The 19,058-nt window shown below is 59.6% G+C and carries 22 protein-coding genes and 1 tRNA gene; 2 read left to right on the top strand and 21 right to left on the bottom strand.

What is annotated here, in order from left to right; translation table 11 throughout:
* Nucleotides 1-201 precede the first annotated feature (201 nt).
* From APH34_RS20070 to APH34_RS20160, 19 genes are all read right to left on the bottom strand, one after another.
* Complete coding sequence (locus tag APH34_RS20070; protein ID WP_054902632.1) at nucleotides 202-1,239, bottom strand: AraC family transcriptional regulator; 1,038 nt, start codon at nucleotides 1,237-1,239, stop codon at nucleotides 202-204.
* 618 nt (nucleotides 1,240-1,857) lie between these two features.
* Nucleotides 1,858-1,933 (bottom strand) — tRNA-Lys (locus APH34_RS20075).
* 61 nt (nucleotides 1,934-1,994) lie between these two features.
* On the bottom strand, nucleotides 1,995-2,669 hold the full coding sequence (queC, locus tag APH34_RS20080; RefSeq protein WP_054902633.1) for a 7-cyano-7-deazaguanine synthase QueC: 675 nt from the start codon (nucleotides 2,667-2,669) through the stop codon (nucleotides 1,995-1,997).
* A gap of 16 nt (nucleotides 2,670-2,685) precedes the next feature.
* Nucleotides 2,686-3,333, bottom strand: coding sequence for a 7-carboxy-7-deazaguanine synthase QueE (queE, locus tag APH34_RS20085; RefSeq protein WP_054902659.1), 648 nt, complete (start codon nucleotides 3,331-3,333; stop codon nucleotides 2,686-2,688).
* A 160-nt stretch (nucleotides 3,334-3,493) separates the two neighbouring features.
* Entirely contained in the window at nucleotides 3,494-4,309 is an 816-nt protein-coding gene (gene ybgF, locus APH34_RS20090; RefSeq protein ID WP_054902634.1) for a tol-pal system protein YbgF, read from the bottom strand.
* 6 nt (nucleotides 4,310-4,315) lie between these two features.
* Nucleotides 4,316-4,813 carry a peptidoglycan-associated lipoprotein Pal gene (pal, locus tag APH34_RS20095; protein WP_023381906.1) on the bottom strand — a complete coding sequence of 166 codons (498 nt, stop codon included), beginning with the start codon at nucleotides 4,811-4,813 and terminating at the stop codon, nucleotides 4,316-4,318.
* A gap of 53 nt (nucleotides 4,814-4,866) precedes the next feature.
* Entirely contained in the window at nucleotides 4,867-6,138 is a 1,272-nt protein-coding gene (gene tolB / locus APH34_RS20100) for a Tol-Pal system beta propeller repeat protein TolB (RefSeq protein ID WP_054902635.1), read from the bottom strand.
* A 26-nt stretch (nucleotides 6,139-6,164) separates the two neighbouring features.
* On the bottom strand, nucleotides 6,165-7,241 hold the full coding sequence (tolA, locus tag APH34_RS20105) for a cell envelope integrity protein TolA (protein ID WP_054902636.1): 1,077 nt from the start codon (nucleotides 7,239-7,241) through the stop codon (nucleotides 6,165-6,167).
* Entirely contained in the window at nucleotides 7,241-7,693 is a 453-nt protein-coding gene (gene tolR / locus APH34_RS20110) for a protein TolR (RefSeq protein ID WP_054890995.1), read from the bottom strand. The genes tolA and tolR overlap by 1 nt, the downstream gene beginning before the upstream one ends.
* 14 nt (nucleotides 7,694-7,707) lie before the next feature.
* Nucleotides 7,708-8,403, bottom strand: coding sequence for a protein TolQ (tolQ, locus tag APH34_RS20115; RefSeq protein ID WP_054902637.1), 696 nt, complete (start codon nucleotides 8,401-8,403; stop codon nucleotides 7,708-7,710).
* Between the two features lie 2 nt (nucleotides 8,404-8,405).
* Complete coding sequence (ybgC, locus tag APH34_RS20120) at nucleotides 8,406-8,858, bottom strand: tol-pal system-associated acyl-CoA thioesterase (RefSeq protein WP_054902638.1); 453 nt, start codon at nucleotides 8,856-8,858, stop codon at nucleotides 8,406-8,408.
* A gap of 125 nt (nucleotides 8,859-8,983) precedes the next feature.
* Entirely contained in the window at nucleotides 8,984-10,030 is a 1,047-nt protein-coding gene (gene ruvB, locus APH34_RS20125; RefSeq protein ID WP_054902639.1) for a Holliday junction branch migration DNA helicase RuvB, read from the bottom strand.
* Entirely contained in the window at nucleotides 10,027-10,644 is a 618-nt protein-coding gene (gene ruvA, locus APH34_RS20130; protein ID WP_054902640.1) for a Holliday junction branch migration protein RuvA, read from the bottom strand. Before ruvA ends, ruvB begins: the two co-directional genes overlap by 4 nt.
* Nucleotides 10,645-10,753: 109 nt before the next feature.
* A complete protein-coding gene (ruvC, locus tag APH34_RS20135) occupies nucleotides 10,754-11,278 on the bottom strand; it encodes a crossover junction endodeoxyribonuclease RuvC (RefSeq protein WP_054902641.1) in 525 nt (174 codons plus the stop codon).
* A gap of 179 nt (nucleotides 11,279-11,457) precedes the next feature.
* A complete protein-coding gene (locus tag APH34_RS20140) occupies nucleotides 11,458-12,204 on the bottom strand; it encodes a YebC/PmpR family DNA-binding transcriptional regulator (RefSeq protein WP_054902642.1) in 747 nt (248 codons plus the stop codon).
* Nucleotides 12,205-12,317: 113 nt separating this feature from the next.
* Nucleotides 12,318-14,093, bottom strand: a complete 1,776-nt coding sequence (gene aspS / locus APH34_RS20145; protein WP_054902660.1) for an aspartate--tRNA ligase — start codon at nucleotides 14,091-14,093, stop codon at nucleotides 12,318-12,320.
* 96 nt (nucleotides 14,094-14,189) lie between these two features.
* Nucleotides 14,190-14,411, bottom strand: a complete 222-nt coding sequence (locus tag APH34_RS20150; RefSeq protein ID WP_054902643.1) for an FmdB family zinc ribbon protein — start codon at nucleotides 14,409-14,411, stop codon at nucleotides 14,190-14,192.
* A gap of 92 nt (nucleotides 14,412-14,503) precedes the next feature.
* Nucleotides 14,504-14,749, bottom strand: a complete 246-nt coding sequence (locus APH34_RS20155) for a ribbon-helix-helix domain-containing protein (RefSeq protein ID WP_256215769.1) — start codon at nucleotides 14,747-14,749, stop codon at nucleotides 14,504-14,506.
* A 244-nt stretch (nucleotides 14,750-14,993) separates the two neighbouring features.
* Nucleotides 14,994-15,467 (bottom strand): Dps family protein, encoded by a 474-nt coding sequence (locus APH34_RS20160; RefSeq protein WP_023381917.1) that lies wholly within the window; start codon nucleotides 15,465-15,467, stop codon nucleotides 14,994-14,996.
* Between the two features lie 278 nt (nucleotides 15,468-15,745).
* Between APH34_RS20160 and APH34_RS30215 the strand changes: the two genes are divergently transcribed.
* On the top strand, nucleotides 15,746-16,339 hold the full coding sequence (locus APH34_RS30215; protein WP_054902645.1) for a cold-shock protein: 594 nt from the start codon (nucleotides 15,746-15,748) through the stop codon (nucleotides 16,337-16,339).
* A gap of 37 nt (nucleotides 16,340-16,376) precedes the next feature.
* Here APH34_RS30215 and APH34_RS20170 read toward each other — a convergent pair whose 3' ends face one another.
* The gene (locus APH34_RS20170) at nucleotides 16,377-16,583 is read right to left on the bottom strand and encodes a SlyX family protein (protein WP_054902646.1); all 207 of its coding nucleotides are present in this window, start codon (nucleotides 16,581-16,583) and stop codon (nucleotides 16,377-16,379) included.
* A gap of 1 nt (nucleotide 16,584) precedes the next feature.
* Nucleotides 16,585-17,004, bottom strand: coding sequence for an HIT domain-containing protein (locus APH34_RS20175; protein WP_054902647.1), 420 nt, complete (start codon nucleotides 17,002-17,004; stop codon nucleotides 16,585-16,587).
* A gap of 753 nt (nucleotides 17,005-17,757) precedes the next feature.
* Between APH34_RS20175 and APH34_RS20180 the strand changes: the two genes are divergently transcribed.
* Nucleotides 17,758-19,026 (top strand): OprD family porin, encoded by a 1,269-nt coding sequence (locus APH34_RS20180; RefSeq protein WP_054902648.1) that lies wholly within the window; start codon nucleotides 17,758-17,760, stop codon nucleotides 19,024-19,026.
* The last annotated feature ends 32 nt before the right edge of the window (nucleotides 19,027-19,058 follow it).

Consider the following 19,058-nt stretch of genomic DNA (forward strand, 5'->3'; position numbering starts at 1 on the left):
CTTTCGTTAAACCGACCACATGGAAACGCTGAGAAATGCATGCACCCCTCCGTCAATGACAAACCTATATAAGCTCAACCGGCCAAACTATTTTTTAAAATACACGGCACGCTTTAGCCAATAGTACGAACCCGCCGCCGCCCCCACGAGATCCACAATGGAATAAAACGAGTCATAAGCGGACATTTGCCAATCGCTCAGCTACAGCCCGCTATAGCGCACTTGGCGTGTTGTCTTGCCCGTCCAGCGCTTGAAGGCCCGCCGGAAGTTGGAGCCATCACTGAAGCCTACTTTTACTGCAATATCCTCTGTGCTCATCCTCGTCGTTTGCAGGTATTCCATTGCCAGACTCCCGCGAACATTATCCAGTATCGTTCCGTAGTCCGTACCTTCGGCCTCCAACTTTCTGCGAAGGGTCCGCGTGGTAATTTGCATACTGGAAGCAATCTGCTCCATGGTCGGAAAGTGTCCGGGGGTCAACATGAGCATGTGATGCACCTCCCCTGTTACACCCGAGTAAGCCTTGGTTTGACGGATCAAACGATCACACGCCTCCTGTAATAAGACGTGCGTGAGCCCATTCGCGAACTGAGGGGCATGGGACAGCACCGATTGCGGGTAATGAAGCTCGGTGGCAGGGCAATCGAATACACACTCGCAACCTAAGCATTGTTCATACGTGGCTTTATCACCCGCGTCAGAAAATGCGAACAGGGCCTTGATCGGCCGACAGCCTTCGCCCGCTGTCTCCGTGAGGTGGGCCATCTGCTGAGCCATTTGCTGGCGAATCAGAAACTCTCGCGTCCGCTGGGTGATCATGTGGCCGTAGGTGTCGAAAAATACCCAAACGGCCACCTCCGCCTCTTCCCGCCAATAGAACCGCACGGCGGGCGTTGCCAATGCTTGATACTTCACGGCGAAATTGAAAAAGTCGCGCAGTGTTGCGCTGCACATCAAGCCGTGCCCATAGACGCCGTAAGCTGACAGCGGCAGATGCCCGCCCATCTGGAAGGCGGTTGAGATATGTGCGCAGGCGCCAAGCACATTATCGCAGGCCTCGATGTACTGACTGAGGGACGTCAATGTACTCGAATCATGCATCTGACTGGCATCAAGCTGCGTGCCCAACAAAACGGTATCCTGGGTGATACCTTGTCCTGCGGCCGCCTCGACCAGGGCTGCAATTTTATAGGGCGCAAATAATTTTTGCTTCCAGAAGACTTGAATTTTTGGAGGCATTGCCAATTACTCTTGTGAGCAGCCCGTACGGACTGAAACTGCCCAATAAATATTGCAAGCCGGAGAATAAGTCCTTGTTGTGGTCGTTATAGAAAACGCTTGCGCTTGAGACACGGGGACTACTAACTATTCAAAGGGACCGTTACGTGAACTTGCTAGTAGGAAAGTGATAGTAACGGGGACCCGAAGCGCACTCAAGATTTTTCAGTCACCTGGTTATATCGATGTTTTATATTATTATTTCCGTGTGGGCCTGCAGTTAACGCATTAATACTACACGGTAGACAGGCTGCTGTTTTCGAACGGAAGAGCCCCGTTAACTTTGGCGCAACGTGGAATTACCGTGTAGTTTATCGGGATAATAATATTTTCATGGCTGGCCAACCTGGATATCGGCTGCCATTGAGCTGCGCTGTGGTAACCCATTGCGCAGATTATTACGAAGCTTCTGGGGTGGATTCGAGGTCTTCAGAGGATAAGAAAGAGTCATAATCGGACACCTTCGATGATGCCCAACGGCAACGTGCGCTGGGCACATGGACCGCTCATAGCTGCTGGAAGCGCATAAACGACAAAGCCCGCAACCGTTGCCGGTTGCGGGCTTTGCCTTACTGCGTATGGTGGGTCGTGTAGGATTCGAACCTACGACCAATTGGTTAAAAGCCAACTGCTCTACCAACTGAGCTAACGACCCGTTGGATGGCGCGTATAATACTGATTTCTAACGAGAAATCAACACCCCATCAACACTTTTTTCAAAAATAACGTGTTGGGTCATCGACCCCGGCGGCTTTGAAGCCGTCCGCGCGCAAGCGGCAGCTGTCGCATTTGCCGCAGGCACGGCCTTGATCATCGGCCTGGTAGCAAGAAACAGTCAGGCTGTAATCCACGCCGCGGGCCATACCCGCCTGCACGATCTGCGCCTTGCTCATGTTCTGCAATGGCGCCTGGATGCGAAAGCCCTGCCCTTCGACACCCGCCTTGGTCGCCAGGTTGGCCATACGCTCGAAGGCTTCGACGAACTCAGGGCGGCAATCCGGGTAGCCGGAATAGTCCACGGCGTTGACACCAATAAAGATGTCACGTGCTTCCAACACTTCTGCCCAGCCCAGGGCCAAGGACAGGAACACGGTATTGCGGGCGGGCACATAGGTCACCGGGATGCCCTCGCCCGGGGTTTGCGGTACATCGATGCTGCTGTCGGTCAGGGCAGAGCCGCCAATGCCATCGAGGTTAAGGCCGATCACCTTGTGCTCAACCGCACCGAGGTCGCGGGCGACACGCGCCGCTGCGTTCAACTCGGCCCGATGGCGCTGGCCGTAGTCGAAGCTCATGGTGTAGCAGCTGTAGCCTTCGGCCTTGGCCATGGCTACCACGGTGGCTGAGTCAAGGCCGCCAGACAGCAGGATTACCGCGCGTTTTTCAGTCATGTGCTTTCACTCTCAATCATCGTCCGGGTTCGTCGTTCCATAGCAGCTTGTGTAGCTGCAACTGGAAACGCACAGGCAGGTTGTCGGCAACGATCCAGTCGGCCAGCTCGCTGGCACTCACCTGGTGGTGGCTTGGCGAGAACAACACCTCACCGGCACGCTCGGCCAGGTTGTACTGGATCAGCTTGGACACTGCCCAGTCATAGTCTTCGCGAGAGCAGATGACGAACTTGACCTGGTCGTTGCGAGTCAGGTGCTCGATGTTTGCGTAAAGATTACGATGGGACTCTTCGGACCCAGGGGTCTTGAGGTCTACCACACGGCTGACGCGGACATCCGTGCCTGAAATGTCCAGGGCGCCACTGGTTTCCAGCGACACCTCATAGCCGGCGTCGCACAGGCGCTGCAACAGCGGCAAGGCATTAGGCTGGGCCAACGGCTCGCCGCCGGTGACGCAGACATAACGCGGCTTGAAGCTGGCAACCTGCTCCATGATCGAATCGAGGGTACGGACGGTGCCGCCACTGAAGGCGTAGGCACTGTCACAGTACTGGCAGCGCAAGGGACAACCGGTGAGGCGCACGAATACCGTGGGCAGCCCAGCCGTTCGCGTTTCACCCTGCAACGAGTAAAAGACTTCGGTGATGCGTAATGTGTCTTGCATGATCGCCACGGGCGTGACAGCTAAACAGGCTGTCCGCCTCCGTCAGGCACTGTCGCGGACTCGACATGGCGTTATCCGCAGCAGCGTGTTTACGAAAAAAGGGCAGTGATTCTAACGAAAAAACCCGCGACTGGCGCGGGTTTCTTTCGAACGGTGTACGTTAGAGCTTCTGCAGGTCGCGTTGCGCCAGTTGCGCGGCAGAGGTGCCGGGATACTGGGTGATCACCTGCTGCAGGATGCCCTTGACCTTGTCGGTATGGCCCATGCGGCGCTCGACGTCAGCCAGCTTGTACAGCGAATCTGGCACCTTGCTGTGTTTCGGGTACTTCTGGCTGACCTGTGCGAAGGCCTGGCTGGCGCCTTGCAGGTCACCCTTGGCCAGGTTCACCTCGCCCAGCCAGTACTGGGCGTTGCCGGCGTACTGGCTGTTGGGGTACTTGCGCAGGAAGGCGTTGAACGCCTGGCTGGCCTTGTCGAAGTCCTTCTGCTTGATCAGGTCGAAAGCGGCATCGTAATAGAGCTTCTCTTTCGCCGGATCACCCGGCTCGCTGTTGGCGGCGGGTTGTTGCGCAGCAGCGCCAGCGGCGCCTGCTGCTGCACCGGCGGGGGCACTGGGTGCGCCACCGGTGGAGGAATTGTCGGGGGTCGCGGCGGGCGCGCCACCACTGTTGATGCGACGGTCCAGATCCTGGTAACGCTCCAGGTTTTCCTGCTTCATGCGGGCGACATCGTTCTGCAACTCTTCGATGATGCCTTGCTGGCGGGAGATCTGGTCCTGCATCTGTTGCAACTGCATGAACAACTGACCCTGTGCAGAGGCAGGGGCCGAAGCCCCTGCCCCGGCATAGGCGCCGCTCGTGCCATAACCCGAAGGTGGGTAAGCACCTGCGTTGTCATCTACTACAGGAACCGCAGCCCACGCCGAAAGCGGAAGGCTGAGTGCGAGGACGGTTACAGCACGACGGCACATACGCATGAGAACTTACTTACGCAGTTCTACGCGACGGTTCTGAGCCCAGGACTGCTCGTCGTTGCCGGTGGCAACTGGACGCTCTTCGCCGTAGGAGACCAGTTCCAGCTGAGCAGGGGAAACGCCCTGCAGAACCAGGTAACGTTGAACAGCCTTGGCACGACGCTCACCCAGAGCCATGTTGTACTCGCGGGTGCCGCGCTCGTCGGTGTTACCTTCCAGAACAACGCGGTTGCCGTTGGCTTTCAGGTCCTTGGCGTGAACGTCCAGAGCGCGCATGGCTTCTGGCTTCAGGTCCGAGCTGTCGTATTCGAAGTAGAAGGTGGTGATTGCGCGCAGGGCGGCTTCTTCGCTCAGGGAGCCGTCGACAGCACCCGTGTTGGCACCGTAGCCAGCGTTAGGATCAACAGCGCCTTCACCAGCGTTGTCACCGCCCTTGGAGGAGCAACCTACAGCTACGGCCATGGCCAGAGCCAGCGCAGCAAATTTACCAAACTTCAGCATTTCCATCGTGAAACTCCTAATGAAACCCCAGTGTGTTAAGCAAAAGTATTACGCCGCAATCAGTTCAGGTAAGGGGACCAGGACGGTTCTCTGACTTCGCCTTGAGCGGTAGGAAGTGGGAGCCTCACGCGGCCATTAAGCGACACGAGCATCAAGACTCCCCGGCCCTGCTGGCGGGTGGCGTAGATTAGCATGGTGCCGTTTGGCGCAACAGTGGGAGACTCATCAAGACTTGTTTCCGTGAGAATCTTTACACTTCCGCGTTGCAAGTCCTGAGCGGCCACCTTGAAGTTGGTGAAGCCCTGCTGGCGATGAATCATCACCAACGTCTTTTCGTCAGCCGACAGTTTAGGGTTGGCGTTGTAGTTACCCACGAACGTTACACGCTCGGCACTGCCACCACTGACCGACTGTTTGTAGATCTGCGGCTTGCCGCCACGGTCGGAGGTGAAGTACAGGGTGTTGCCATCCTTGCCCCAGAACGGCTCGGTGTTGATGCCGGGGCCGGCAGTGACGCGGCTGATCTGGCGCGAGGCCACGTTCATCACGTAAATGTCCGGGTTACCGTCTTTGGACAACACGAACGCCAGGCGCGAACCGTCCGGCGACCAGGCTGGTGCGCCGTTCAGGCCCTCGAAGTTGGTGACCTGCTCGCGGCGACCGGTGTCGATGTGCTGGATGAAGATGCGTGGACGCTTCTGCTCGAACGATACATAGGCGATACGCTTGCCATCCGGCGCGAAGCGTGGCGACAGGATCGGCTCACGCGATTGCAGCAGGGTCACTGCACGCGCACCGTCGTAGTCCGAGCGCTGCAGGGTGTAACGGGTATTGTTGGTCGAGAAGCGCTCGGCGGTCACGTACAGCATGCGCGTGGAAAACGCCCCCTTGATGCCGGTGAGTTTCTCGAACGATTGGTCGGCGATGTAGTGCGACATGTCGCGCAGTTGATCGACGCTGCCGGCAACGCTGCCGGTCAGCACTTGCTGCTCGGTGGCGACGTTGAACAGCGCGTACTGCACCTGCAGGCGGCCGCCGGAAGGCACGATGCTGCCTACCATCACGTACTGGGCGCCCAGGGCTTTCCAGTCACGGAAGATCACTTCGCTGGCCTGGGTTGGCTGGCTGATCATGTTCTGCCGTGGGATGGGCGAGTAATAGCCGGAGTTGCGCAGGTCGTTGCCGATGATGTCGGCCATGTCTTCCGGCAGCACACTGCCACCCTGCAGACCGAACGGCACTACCGCGATGGGTGTGGCCCGATCGCTGCCGCTGGTGACCAGGATGTTCTTTTCCTCTGCCATGGCCATGCCTGCCACGCAGCACAGCATGACCAGCAGTCCTCGAAGGAGTTTAATCACAACGCTAGATCCTCAGGTGTAAATGTCATCTTGAACGAACGGTACGGATTGAACTCGTTCGGCTTCAAGCCCTGCATTTCGGTCAATCGACCAATGTTCTTCACCGCTGCCACCGCCGAACTGTCGAACGGGCCGTCGCCACTGGAGCGCGACACACTGACGTTGGTAATGGTGCCATCCGGCAGCATGTTGATCTGCAGGACTACCGTCATGCCCTTGCGCGCGGAAGGCGGTCGTGCCCAGCCTTCGGCCGCGCGCATACGGATCAGGTCGTCGAAATCGCCGGCCACCTGGTCACCCTGCTCGTCGGCCAGGGCCTGCTGCCGCTCGGTGGTGTCGGACAGCAGCTCGGCCAGGGCCTGAGCTTTCTTGTCTTCCGCCGACTTGCGGGCCGCTTCCTGTGCCTTCTTCTTCTGGGCGTCTGCCGCAGCCTTTTTCTTGGCCTCTTCAGCTGCCTTCTTCTTCGCATCCTCGGCTGCCGCTTTCTTCTTGGCGTCCTCGGCTGCTTTCTTCTTCGCCTCTTCGGCTGCCTTTTTCTTGGCGTCCTCGGCGGCTTGTTTCTTGGCTTCTTCCTCGGCCTGCTTCTTGGCCTCTTCCTCAGCCTTCTTCTTGGCGATGTCGGCCTGCTGCTTCTCGGCGGCCTTCTTCGCCTCATCGGCCTTCTTGGCCTCAGCGGCTTTCTTGGCTTCGGCGGCCTTCGCGGCGTCCTCGGCTTTCTTGGCCTCGGCGGCTTCGCGAGCTTCCTCGGCCTTTTGAGCGGCGTCGGCTTTCTTTTGTTCCGCGGCCTTGATGGCTTCCTGCTCGACCTTCTTCTGTTCCAGCTGCTCGACTTCAGTCTGGCGCGAGGCGGTTTTCTTCGCTTCCCCGGCAATCTTCTGATTGGTCTGGGTAGTCGCCTGGCTCTTGGACTTGAGCTGATACAGCGTAGCCTGAACGATCGGCTTGGAAGGCGGCAGCTCTGGCGTCATGGCAAAACTGACGAACAGCAGCGCGAACACCAGCACATGCAGGCCGATGGCCCAGACACTGGGCCAGAAGTAGCTTTCCGAGGCGGATGGCTCTCGCTGTTGCATCAGGGCGCCTCGGTAATCAGGCCAACGTTACCGACACCGGCCTTCTGCAACCCGCCCATGGCACCCATGACCGCGCCGTAGTCGACGGCCTTGTCGCCACGAATGAAGACCTGGGTCTGCTTGCCCTGGTCCCGACCGGCGGCAATGATCTTGGTCACCGCGTTGGTCATCTCGGGCAAGGTCATGGCCTTGTCCATTTGCTTGTCGGTATCGACTTCGCTGCCGAGGTTCCAGTAGTAGGTCTTGTCGGCCTTGATGGAGATGGTGAGGATCTGGACGTTGTTGTCCTGCGGCAAGGCCTCGCTGGAAACCTTGGGCAGGTCGACCTTCACGCCCTGGTTGAGCATGGGGGCCGTCACCATGAAGATGACCAGCAGCACCAGCATCACGTCGATGTAGGGCACCACGTTCATCTCGGCGACCGGCTTGCGTTTGTGGCGAACTCGGGCCATGGGCTTCTACCTGATTACTCTTCGCTGGTGTGCACTTTGCGGTGCAGGATCGCCTGGAACTCGTCGGCGAAGGTGTAGTAACGACCGATCAGCACTTCGCTGCGCGCAGCGAAACGGTTGTAGGCGATCACCGCAGGGATTGCCGCGAACAGGCCGATTGCAGTGGCGACCAGTGCCTCGGCGATGCCCGGCGCCACAGTGGCCAAGGTGGCCTGCTGAGCGCTGGCCAGGCCGCGGAAGGAGTTCATGATGCCCCAGACGGTACCGAACAGGCCGATGTACGGGCTGGTCGAACCGACGGTGGCAAGGAACGGCAGACTCTGCTCGAGCTTTTCTTCTTCGCGCGAGATGGCTACGCGCATGGCACGGCCTACGCCTTCCATGACCGCATCCGGGTCCACCCCCGGCTGCTGGCGCAGGCGCGAGAATTCCTTGAAGCCGGCACGGAAGACCTGCTCCACGCCGGAATCCGGATCAGGGTTGCTGCCAGCCTGGCGATACAGTTTGGACAGGTCGATACCCGACCAGAAACGCTCCTCGAAGGCATCCAGCGCACGACGACCGGCGCGCAGCATGGTGCTGCGCTGGAAGATCATGATCCATGAAGTGACCGAGGCGGCCACCAGGGTCAGCATTACCAGCTGTACCACCACGCTGGCATTACTGACCAGACTCCACATGGAGGTATGGTCGACGACGTTAGCTTCCACGCTTATTCTCCTGCATTCGATTGAGTACCCGAGCCGTCCGCCACAAAGGCGTCGCGCAGCTCCGGGGGTATGGCTCGGGGTTTGAAAGTGTCGGCGCGCACGGCGGCCACCAGGAACTGCCCTTCGCAGAGCAGCGTTTCATCCTTTTCCCGCCAGACCTGCTGTACGAAACGCAGGCTGGCGCGATTGAGTTCAAGTACTTGCGCGGTCACCCGCAGTTCATCGTCCAGCCGCGCCGGCGCGTGATAACGCGCTTCGCTGGAGTGGACCACGAACAACAGGTTCTCCCCCGCCAACTGCTGCTGGGAAAACCCCAGGTGCCGCAGGCGCTCGGTACGCGCACGCTCCATGAATTTCAGGTAATTGACGTAATACACCACGCCACCGGCATCGGTATCTTCGTAATAGACGCGACAACGGTGTGCGAACGGTTCCAGGCCATTTTGCGCGCGCATACTCTAGTGCTTACTCCTCAGCTTGCCAATCCGGGGCGGCAACTGTTTTTCAATCATTAATGTCGTATTGCCAGCGCACCAGGGGCATGCCAGCGGTAGGACCACGAAAAGCGGGTTTCGATCTGTCATTCATCGCCTGCCTCGGAAAAATCTGCCCCCTCGCCCAGGCGCCCTGGCACATTCAGGCCAAAGTGCAGGTAGGCGTGGCGGGTTACCACTCGGCCACGTGGCGTACGCATGATGTAGCCCTGCTGGATCAGGTAGGGTTCCAGCACGTCCTCGATGGTGTGACGTTCCTCGCTGATGGCCGCCGCCAGGTTGTCCACCCCCACCGGGCCGCCATCGAATTTCTCGATCATGGTCAGCAGCAGGCGGCGGTCAGAGTGGTCGAAACCGCGCTCATCGACGTCCAGCAAGTTGAGCGCCATGTCGGCGACAGCCTTGGTGATCTGCCCCTTGCCACGCACCTCGGCGTAGTCACGTACCCGCCGCAACAGGCGATTGGCGATACGCGGGGTGCCACGGGCACGGCGGGCGATCTCGTAGGCACCCTGGTCCTCGATGACCAGCCCCAGAATATGAGCGGAACGGCTGACGATGGTCGCCAGGTCCTTGTCGCTGTAGAACTCCAGGCGCTGGACAATACCGAAACGGTCACGCAGCGGATTGGTCAGCATGCCTGCGCGGGTGGTCGCCCCCACCAGGGTGAAAGGAGGCAGATCGAGCTTGATGGAACGGGCTGCAGGCCCCTCGCCGATCATGATATCGAGCTGAAAGTCCTCCATGGCTGGGTACAGCACCTCTTCGACGACCGGGGAAAGCCGGTGGATTTCGTCGATGAACAACACGTCATGCGGTTCAAGGTTGGTCAGCATGGCGGCCAGATCGCCCGGCCGCTCGAGGATAGGCCCCGAGGTGCTCTTGACCGACACGCCCATTTCCTGGGCGATGATGTTGGCCAGGGTGGTCTTGCCCAAGCCAGGTGGGCCAAAGATCAGTGTGTGGTCGAGCGACTCGTTGCGACCGCGGGCGGCCTGAATGAACAGCGCCATCTGCTCGCGCACCACCGGCTGGCCGATGTATTCGTCCAGGCGCAGCGGGCGGATCGCACGGTCCTGGACTTCTTCACGGTCGCGGCCACTGGCGGCGATCAGGCGGTCGGCTTCGATCACTTGGTAATCATCCCTTTGAGGCTGCGGCGGATCAGCTCTTCACTGCTCAAGCCGGCCTTGTCCTTGATAGCGGACACCGCCTTGCTTGCCTCCTGCGGCTTGTAGCCCAGGGACACCAGGGCGCTGACGGCATCGGCTTCGGCCGTGGAGGTACTGCTGACCGGTACAGGTCCGTCGGAGACCAAGGTGAACATCGCAGGCGAGGTTTCCCAGGCCTTGAAGCGGTCCTTGAGCTCGACCAGCAAGCGTTCGGCGGTCTTCTTGCCAACTCCCGGCACGCGCACCAGGGCCGAGGTGTCCTGGGCCTGCACGCAACGCACCAGCTCGTCGGCCTCCAGGCCCGACATCAAGGCCAGCGCCAGCTTGGGCCCGACGCCATTGAGACGAATGAGCTCGCGGAACAGCTCGCGCTCGCGCTTTTCATGGAAACCGTAAAGCAGGTGGGCGTCTTCGCGCACCACAAGGTGGGTATGCACGGTAACCGTTTCGCCGACCTTGGGCAGGCGATACAGGGTCGTCATGGGCACTTCAAGCTCATAGCCTACGCCGTTGACGTCAATAACCAGGTGCGGCGGCTGTTTTTCCGCCAGGGTGCCGCGCAAACGTCCAATCACGTTCCGTTCCTTCCTCTCGGGGAGCCGATCAAAGACCGCTCAACCCTATCAGCAAATGCAACGGGTGAACGATTCACCCGGACAAAATGTGTATCAGCGCATGAAGCGCCTACAGACGCAAGCGCCCGCCGCGCCGCCGTGCCGTAGACAGGCCATGGGGCACCAGGCTGGAGCGGGTATGGGCATGGCACAGGGCGATGGCCAGGGCATCGGAGGCGTCGATCTGCGGCTTCTGGGTCAATTTGAGCAGGTGCATGACCATCAGCATCACCTGCTCCTTGTTGGCCCCACCCGTACCAGCCACCGCTTGCTTGACCTGGCTGGCACTGTATTCGGCGATTTCCAGACCAGCCTCGGCGGCAGCGACGATCGCCGCGCCGCGGGCCTGGCCGAGCTTTAGCGCAGAATCGGCATTTCGCGCCATGAACACGCGTTCGATGCCCATGGTGACGGGGCCATGCTGGGCAATGACTTCACTGACACCGCGAAAAACAATCTGCAGGCGCTCATGCAACTCGCCACTGCCGGTACGGATACAACCCGACGCCACATACTCGCAACCACGGGCGGTCTGGCGAACCACACCGTAACCGGTGATTCGCGAGCCGGGGTCGATACCAAGAATCAGAGTCATAACGCCTGTCGTATAAAGGGATGCGTGATTGCAAACTGTACCGGCCCCTTCGTGGGACAAGCCCGCCCCCACAAGCTCCCTGACATTGGCAGGAGAGCGGCGGGAGCGGGCTTGTCCCGCGAAAGGGCCGGTACAGACGCTGAACAACTCACAGGCCTGGCTGGAACCGCCAGAACACCTTAGCCGAGTTTTTCCATGATCTCGTCGGAAATCTGCGCATTGGAATAGACGTTCTGCACGTCATCCAGGTCCTCGAGCATGTCAATCAGCTTGAGCACCTTCTCTGCGCCCTCCTGGTCCAGCTCGGCGCTGGTGGTGGGCTGCATGACGATTTCCGCGTCATCGGCCTTGAAGCCTGCCTCTTCCAGCGCATTACGCACGGCATAGAAGCTGTTGAACGAAGTGAAGACGTCGAACGAGCCGTCGTCATTGCTCACCACGTCATCGGCATCGGCCTCCATGGCGGCTTCCATCAACGCATCTTCATCGACACCCGGGGCGAAACTGATCTGCCCCTTGCGCTCGAACAGGTAGGCCACTGAGCCATCGGTACCGAGGTTGCCACCACACTTGGTGAAGGCATGACGCACGGCAGCGGCTGTACGGTTACGGTTATCGGTCATGGCCTCGACCATGATCGCCACGCCGCCTGGGCCGTAACCCTCATAGCTGAGCTCTTCGACGTTGTCGCTTTCATTGGTGCCGGCCCCCCGGGCCACGGCGCGATCGATGATATCGCGGCTCATGTTGGCACCCAGGGCCTTGTCCAGTGCCAGGCGCAAGCGCGGGTTGGAGGCCGGATCGCCACCCCCTTGCTTGGCGGCAACCGTCAGCTCACGGATCCACTTGGTGAAGATCTTGCCTCTCTTGGCATCCTGGCGCTCTTTGCGGTGCTTGATGTTCGCCCACTTGGAATGACCAGCCATAACGACTCCAAATCCTTGAAACACAAACAGTTACGCCCCAAACGGGGCGCAACGACAAAAAATCCTGCGCCGAAACGCGAAGGCGCATCCATGTGGATGCGCCCGGGGTCCGCTTACTCGACCTTGGTCTGTTCGCGCAGACGGATGTGCAGCTCGCGCAGGGCCTTGGCATCGACCAGGCCTGGGGCCTGGGTCATGACGCACGCGGCACTCTGGGTTTTCGGGAAGGCGATAACTTCACGAATCGACTGGGCGCCGGTCATCAGCATGACCAGACGGTCCAGGCCGAAGGCCAGGCCACCGTGGGGTGGTGCGCCGAACTTCAAGGCATCCAGCAGGAAGCCGAACTTCTCTTCCTGTTCCGCCGCCTCGATACCCAACAGGCGGAACACCGCCTGTTGCATCTCCTTGCGGTGGATACGGATCGAACCGCCACCCAGCTCGGTGCCGTTCAGGACCATGTCGTAGGCGCGCGACAACGCACCCGCCGGGTTGGCCTCGAGTTCTTCCGGGGTGCACTTCGGTGCGGTGAACGGGTGGTGCAGCGCCGTGAAGCTGCCGTCGTCGTTTTCTTCGAACATCGGGAAGTCGACGACCCACATCGGTGCCCACTCGCAGGTCAGCAGCTCGAAGTCGTGGCCCAGGCGAATACGCAGCGCGCCCAGGGCTTCACTGACGATCTTGGCTTTGTCGGCACCGAAGAACACGATGTCACCGTCGACCGCACCCACGCGATCAAGGATCACATTGAGGTTGGCCTCCGGGATGTTCTTGACGATCGGCGACTGCAGGCCCTCGACGCCCTTGGCGCGCTCATTGACCTTGATGTACGCCAGGCCCTTGGCACCGTAGATGCCGACGAACTTGGTGTACTCGTCAATCTTGCTGCGCGGCATGCTAGCGCCGCCTGGCAAACGCAGTGCGGTGACACGGCATTTCGGGTCGTTGGCCGGGCCGGCGAAGACCTTGAAATCGACATCCTTGAGCTGATCGGCCACGTCGACCAGTTCCAGCGGGATACGCAGGTCTGGCTTGTCGGAACCGTAACGGCGCATGGCCTCTTCGAAGGTCATGTGCGGGAATTCGCCGAACTCCAGGTCCAGCACTTCCTTGAACAGCTTGCGGATCATGCTTTCGGTCAGGCCCATGATCTCTGATTCATCGAGGAAACTGGTCTCGATGTCGATCTGGGTGAATTCCGGCTGGCGGTCGGCACGCAGGTCTTCGTCACGGAAGCACTTGGCGATCTGGTAGTAGCGATCGAAGCCGGCCACCATCAGCAGCTGCTTGAACAACTGGGGCGACTGCGGCAGGGCGAAGAAGCTGCCTGCGTGGGTGCGGCTAGGCACCAGGTAGTCGCGTGCGCCCTCCGGGGTGGCACGGGTGAGGATCGGCGTTTCGACGTCGAGGAAGCCGTTCTCGTCCAGGAAGCGACGGATGCTGCTGGTGATGCGCGAACGCAGGCGCAGCTTGTCGGCCATTTCCGGGCGACGCAGGTCGATGAAGCGATAACGCAGGCGCGTTTCTTCGCCCACGTCGGAGTATTCGTTCAGGGGGAACGGTGGGGTTTCAGCTTCGTTAAGCACGTTCAGCTGGTAACCGAGGATTTCGATGGCACCGGAGGCCATGTTGGCATTTACAGCGCCATCAGGGCGCTTGCGCACCTTGCCGGTAATCTGCACAACGTATTCGCTGCGCACGCGGTCGGCAGCGGCGAAAGTTTCGGCGCGATCCGGGTCGAACACGACCTGGGCCATGCCTTCGCGGTCACGGATGTCGAGGAAGATCACCCCGCCGTGGTCGCGGCGACGATGGACCCAGCCGCAAAGGGTGACTTCCTGGCCGTCCAGGCTCTCGTTCAGTTGGCCGCAATAATGGCTGCGCATCATGATGGTGGTTCGCTTCTCGTGATTCGTGTATTCGGTGGAGGCCTTGGCCACCCCGGGAGGGGTTAATACTGCAAGACCCGGCTACTGCAATTCAACTCAGTCGGCCTTGTCGCCGCCGGCCAGATTCTTTTTCGCCCCGGTCTTGAAGTCGGTTTCGTACCAGCCGTTGCCGCTCAAGCGAAAGCCGGGCACCGACAGCAGTTTCTTCAATGCCGGCGCTTGGCAAGCCGGACAGTCGGTCAGTGGGGCGGCGCTGATCTTTTGCAGCACCTCCATCTGATGATTGCAGGAAGCACATTGATAGTCATAAAGGGGCATGGACGTCTCTCGTCAACCACAACGCTGGCTGCCAGGGCAGCAAAAAGCGGGATTATATATGGTTAACAAGCACTGCGCAGCCCGCCCGGCGATCAGCGTATACTTGGCGGATCAAGCAGCCAGGCCACACAGATTACCCGAATCAGCCCGCTAAAGTTGCGTACACCGCCCTGGCGCAGATGCACTTCACGGTCCACATAGGACAGCACTGCACTCACTGAGCACTGGTTGGCCCGAGCGATGCGCTCGAGGATACCCCAATACACTGCCTCCAGGCGCAGACAGGTGGAAAAACCGTTGAGCCGGACCGAACGCGACACTGGCTGAATCTGCAGCATGTCGAAATCCGCCTTGAACGGATCGATCCATTGTTTGCCCGGCCAGCGCCCGTGACCGCACTCTCGCTTGTTCGCCTGCACCTTGCCTTCCACCCGTCGCCTCCACCGCCAAGGGCCTCCCGATGCCCCCATAAAGCCTGTGCATGGCGGCGCGCAACAGCGGCAAAGCCTTCCCGCAGAAACCAAAAAGCCCGGTCGCGCTGGACGCGACCGGGCTTTTGCAACGATCTGACACAACAGGCCGCTATTTGCCGTCCAACAGCACGCGCAACATCCAGGCGGTCTTTTCATGCACCTGCATGCGCTGGGTCAGCAGGTCGGCAGTCGGCTCGTCACTGACTTTGTCCACTACCGGGAAAATGCTGCGCGCAGTCCGCACCACCGCCTCCTGCCCCTGCACCAACTGGCGAATCATTTCGTCCGCTGCAGGCACACCCTCCTCCTCCTTGATCGAAGAGTGGCGCGCATAAAAGGCGTAGGAGCCCGGTGCAGGAAAGCCCAGCGCGCGAATTCGCTCGGCAATCGAGTCGACCGCGAGCGCCAGCTCGTTGTACTGCTCCTCGAACATCAGGTGCAGGGTACGGAACGACGGGCCGGTCACGTTCCAATGAAAGTTGTGGGTTTTCAGATACAGCACGTAGGTATCCGACAACAGGCGGGAAAGCCCTTCGACGATGGACTTGCGATCTTCCTCACTGATACCGATATCGATTGCCATGAAGTTCCCCTTTTCCATATGGCTTGATGATCAAGCGGGCCTGACACACTGTATCAACTCTTTGTGCAACGCGCCTATGACCCAAGGCAACACATCACCGCCAAGCGCCTTCGGTTTGAGAAGGCCCCGCCTTTGCTGTTAAATAGGCACCGTGCCACCCGTGCGGACTGTTATTGCCGGGTGCATAGGCTGGCCCACACGTGTTCGCGCTTTACACCTCATGCGCACCGTGCTGCCAGCTCTTCCTGTGACCGGCCTTATCAACTGTGAGCCAACCCATGTTCAAGATCGTCCACCTGGTGACGGGCGCTGCGGCATTGCTGCTATCGCTCATACCCAGCCTGAAAACCGATGCAACACCCTTCCTGCAGCAACCCGACGCGGTCTACCTGGCCCTGCTCGGCCTGCTCAACCTGCTGCTCGCCCCGGTTGTGCCACTGTATTACAGAGGCACCCGCCAACAGCTACAACACCTGGCCTGCGCGCTACTGGTGGTGGCGGTGGTCCTGCAAACGCTGACCCTGCTGGCCCGCCCAGAAATGGGCAACCTGGCTGCGCTGGTCTGCGCAGCGCTCGCTGTGGTCCTGCACCTGGCCGTCGGCTTTGCCCGCACCGGCCGTAAAGCCCGAGCCAACCAGAGCGCATCCCTGGACGCCGGCAAGCGGGATACCGGTACCGTCAAGTGGTTCAATACGTCCAAGGGCTTTGGTTTCATCTCCCGTGATTCGGGCGACGATATCTTTGTCCATTTCCGTGCCATACGCGGCGAAGGCCACCGCATCCTCGTCGAAGGCCAGCGTGTGGAGTTCTCGGTAATGCATCGTGACAAAGGCCTGCAGGCCGAAGACGTGGTCGCGGTCACCCGCCGTTGATCCACCCGGCCCCGGGGCACCCCGGGGCTGCTTCTGCTCAGTAATGAGGCGGCGGCGCCTCCTCCCCCTCGCTGCCATATTGGCCGACCATCTCTTCATAACGCTTGATCAATTCAGCCATCTGCAGCTGCAGACGCTCGATGACCCGCCCCTGCTCGACCACCACATCATTCAGCGCCTGCAGGGCGTCATCCTGGAATGCCTGGCGGGTTTCCAACTCGACAATGCGCGACTCGGCAGACATCTCAGACCTCCTGATAACCATCGAGGCCTAGCGCACGCAAACGCCGGCCAATAGCCTCGACCTGTTCCTGCGTATATTCGAGTGCAGCCACCTTGCCCCAGACCGGCGCCGGCCACGCGGCATCATCACGCCGACGAACGATGACATGCATGTGCAGTTGGCTGACCACATTACCCAGCGTGGCAATGTTCATCTTGTCTGCTGCAAACTCATCTTTGAGCGCTTCGGCCAGGCTAGTGGTTTCCTTCCACAGTTGCGCCTGGTCTTGGGGGCTCAAGTCGAATACCTCGCTCACACCTGCACGCTTGGGCACCAGGATGAACCACGGGTAATTGGCATCCTTGCTCAACAACAGGCGGCACAGCGGAAAATCCCCAAGGACCTGGCAATCCTGCTGCAAACGCGAATCCATCTCAAACAATGCAAACCTCCAACATCAAAACGGTCCCGCCGCACGCGGAAACATTGCCCAAGGATACCGTTCTTCGTCAGTGCCGGCATCAACCGCTGCCCAGTCTCACACTTAAGTTGCTGAATACCAGGCATGCACAGGGGCGGTAACACACCGCTACTTTTCGCACCAAAATGAGGCCGCAAACGAGCGCACCACTACGCTTTTACTCACATTGACGACTGAGGATGAACAGTTGCCGGTAACACCTTGACTTTTATGGCAGCTTTTACGTTTTCAACAGGCATTTCCCCGCCCCTCCCTCCAGTGCCCGCCCAGCCCGTATTTTCGGCACTTTCCGACCTTCGGCAGGGGCATTTGTGAAAATTTCATGAAGCGTTGTAAATTTTGAGCACGCTTGTTGCATTCCCTTCACGCCAAGTCGGCACGACATCTGCATCAGGCGATGTACGCACCCAATAACAACAGCGGCATGGGTTACACCAGGGAGTTTCCGAACCGGCGTCTGTTATTACAGATTCTTGACGGCGACAGAAACAGCGCTGGCGTTGTACGCCCCGGAATACCAGGACGTGATTTGCGACATGGAAATACCTACAAGCGACATAGCCATAAACTTACCGAAAGGTTGTTTATGCCCATATCGCCAACAACAGTCAGCGTGCTATACATTTCCGCCGACATAACAAGAAAGAGCTGCCCCATATAACTAAAAAAGGGCGCAGCAGTACTCTTCCAAAAAAACCAAAGGAGCAAATCACGATGCGCGTGATGAAGTGGAGCATGATCGCCCTGGCCGTTTCGGCAGGGACCTCGCAATTGGCCCTGGCTTCTGCCCAGGACGAATCCAAGGGTTTCATTGAAGACAGCCAGCTGAATGTCAAAACTCGCATGCTGTACTTCAGCCGCGACTTCCGTAACAACCCTGCCGGCACTCAGAGCCGCGTCGAGGAAACCGGCCTCGGCTTCCTGGGCACTTACGAATCGGGCTTCACCCAAGGCACCGTAGGCTTTGGCGTAGACGCCATCGGCATGCTTGGCCTGAAACTGGACAGCGGCCGCGGCCGTGCCGGCACCGGCCTGTTCCCCGAAGGCTCCGACGGCCGCTCGCAGGACGACTACTCCGAAGGCGGCGCAGCGGTAAAACTGCGCATCTCCAACACCGTGCTGAAGTTCGGTAACCAGTTCACCGCCCTGCCGGTCTTCGCCACCGACGACAGCCGACTGCTGCCGGAAGTTGCCGAAGGTGCCCTGATCACCAGCAACGAGATCAAAGGCCTGACCCTGCACGCCGGTCACTTTACCGCGATGAATGCCCAGGCTCAGACGTTCCGCGACAGCCTGCACCTGACCGAAGCCAACATCGTCGGTGGTACCTATGCCTTTACCGACAGCCTGAGCACCAGCCTGTACTACTCCAAGGTCGAAGACTACTGGCGCAAGTACTACGGCAACATCAACTGGGCAGTGCCGATCTCCGACAAACAAGGCCTGGTGTTCGACTTCAACATCTATAACACCAAGGGCGACGGCGCCGAGTTCGTCAAGGCGTATGACGGCGCTTCCCTGGACAACACCGCGTTCAGCCTGTCGGCAGCATGGAACATCGGCGCCCACACCTTCACCATCGTGCACCAGCGTGTACACGGTGACGGCGACTACGCTTACGGCGTCGATGGCGGTGGTACCGTCTTCCTTGGCAACTCCGTGGCCCGTTCCGACTTCAACGCCGAAGACGAGAAGTCCTGGCAGGCACGCTACGACCTGAACTTCGCCGAATTCGGCGTACCAGGCCTGACCTTCATGACCCGTTACGTGCGCGGTACCGACGCCAACGTCGCTGGCACCAGCAACGGCAAGGAATGGGAACGCGACATCGACATCAAGTACGTGCTGCAGGAAGGCCCGGCCAAGGACCTCAGCTTCCGCGTGCGCCAAGCCACCTATCGCTCCGCCGATGGCGTCTACTACGGCTCCCCATCGCTGGACGAACTGCGTCTGATCGTCGAGTACCCGCTGAGCATCCTGTAAGCCTGGCTTATAGTGCTCCGCACCTGAAAAAG

Origin of the sequence: Pseudomonas sp. NBRC 111131, from assembly GCF_001320525.1 — a bacterium.
Lineage (GTDB): Bacteria > Pseudomonadota > Gammaproteobacteria > Pseudomonadales > Pseudomonadaceae > Aquipseudomonas > Aquipseudomonas ceruminis.

What these genes read in the sequence shown, in the direction of transcription:
- APH34_RS20070 (WP_054902632.1), bottom strand. Translation starts at nt 1,239, where the DNA reads ATGCCTCCAAAAATTCAAGTCTTCTGGAAGCAAAAATTATTTGCGCCC.
- queC (WP_054902633.1), bottom strand. Translation starts at nt 2,669, where the DNA reads ATGACTGAAAAACGCGCGGTAATCCTGCTGTCTGGCGGCCTTGACTCA.
- queE (WP_054902659.1), bottom strand. Translation starts at nt 3,333, where the DNA reads ATGCAAGACACATTACGCATCACCGAAGTCTTTTACTCGTTGCAGGGT.
- ybgF (WP_054902634.1), bottom strand. Translation starts at nt 4,309, where the DNA reads ATGCGTATGTGCCGTCGTGCTGTAACCGTCCTCGCACTCAGCCTTCCG.
- pal (WP_023381906.1), bottom strand. Translation starts at nt 4,813, where the DNA reads ATGGAAATGCTGAAGTTTGGTAAATTTGCTGCGCTGGCTCTGGCCATG.
- tolB (WP_054902635.1), bottom strand. Translation starts at nt 6,138, where the DNA reads ATGCTGTGCTGCGTGGCAGGCATGGCCATGGCAGAGGAAAAGAACATC.
- tolA (WP_054902636.1), bottom strand. Translation starts at nt 7,241, where the DNA reads ATGCAACAGCGAGAGCCATCCGCCTCGGAAAGCTACTTCTGGCCCAGT.
- tolR (WP_054890995.1), bottom strand. Translation starts at nt 7,693, where the DNA reads ATGGCCCGAGTTCGCCACAAACGCAAGCCGGTCGCCGAGATGAACGTG.
- ybgC (WP_054902638.1), bottom strand. Translation starts at nt 8,858, where the DNA reads ATGCGCGCGCAAAATGGCCTGGAACCGTTCGCACACCGTTGTCGCGTC.
- ruvC (WP_054902641.1), bottom strand. Translation starts at nt 11,278, where the DNA reads ATGACTCTGATTCTTGGTATCGACCCCGGCTCGCGAATCACCGGTTAC.
- APH34_RS20140 (WP_054902642.1), bottom strand. Translation starts at nt 12,204, where the DNA reads ATGGCTGGTCATTCCAAGTGGGCGAACATCAAGCACCGCAAAGAGCGC.
- aspS (WP_054902660.1), bottom strand. Translation starts at nt 14,093, where the DNA reads ATGATGCGCAGCCATTATTGCGGCCAACTGAACGAGAGCCTGGACGGC.
- APH34_RS20150 (WP_054902643.1), bottom strand. Translation starts at nt 14,411, where the DNA reads ATGCCCCTTTATGACTATCAATGTGCTTCCTGCAATCATCAGATGGAG.
- APH34_RS20155 (WP_256215769.1), bottom strand. Translation starts at nt 14,749, where the DNA reads ATGCTGCAGATTCAGCCAGTGTCGCGTTCGGTCCGGCTCAACGGTTTT.
- APH34_RS20160 (WP_023381917.1), bottom strand. Translation starts at nt 15,467, where the DNA reads ATGGCAATCGATATCGGTATCAGTGAGGAAGATCGCAAGTCCATCGTC.
- APH34_RS30215 (WP_054902645.1), top strand. Translation starts at nt 15,746, where the DNA reads ATGTTCAAGATCGTCCACCTGGTGACGGGCGCTGCGGCATTGCTGCTA.
- APH34_RS20170 (WP_054902646.1), bottom strand. Translation starts at nt 16,583, where the DNA reads ATGTCTGCCGAGTCGCGCATTGTCGAGTTGGAAACCCGCCAGGCATTC.
- APH34_RS20180 (WP_054902648.1), top strand. Translation starts at nt 17,758, where the DNA reads ATGCGCGTGATGAAGTGGAGCATGATCGCCCTGGCCGTTTCGGCAGGG.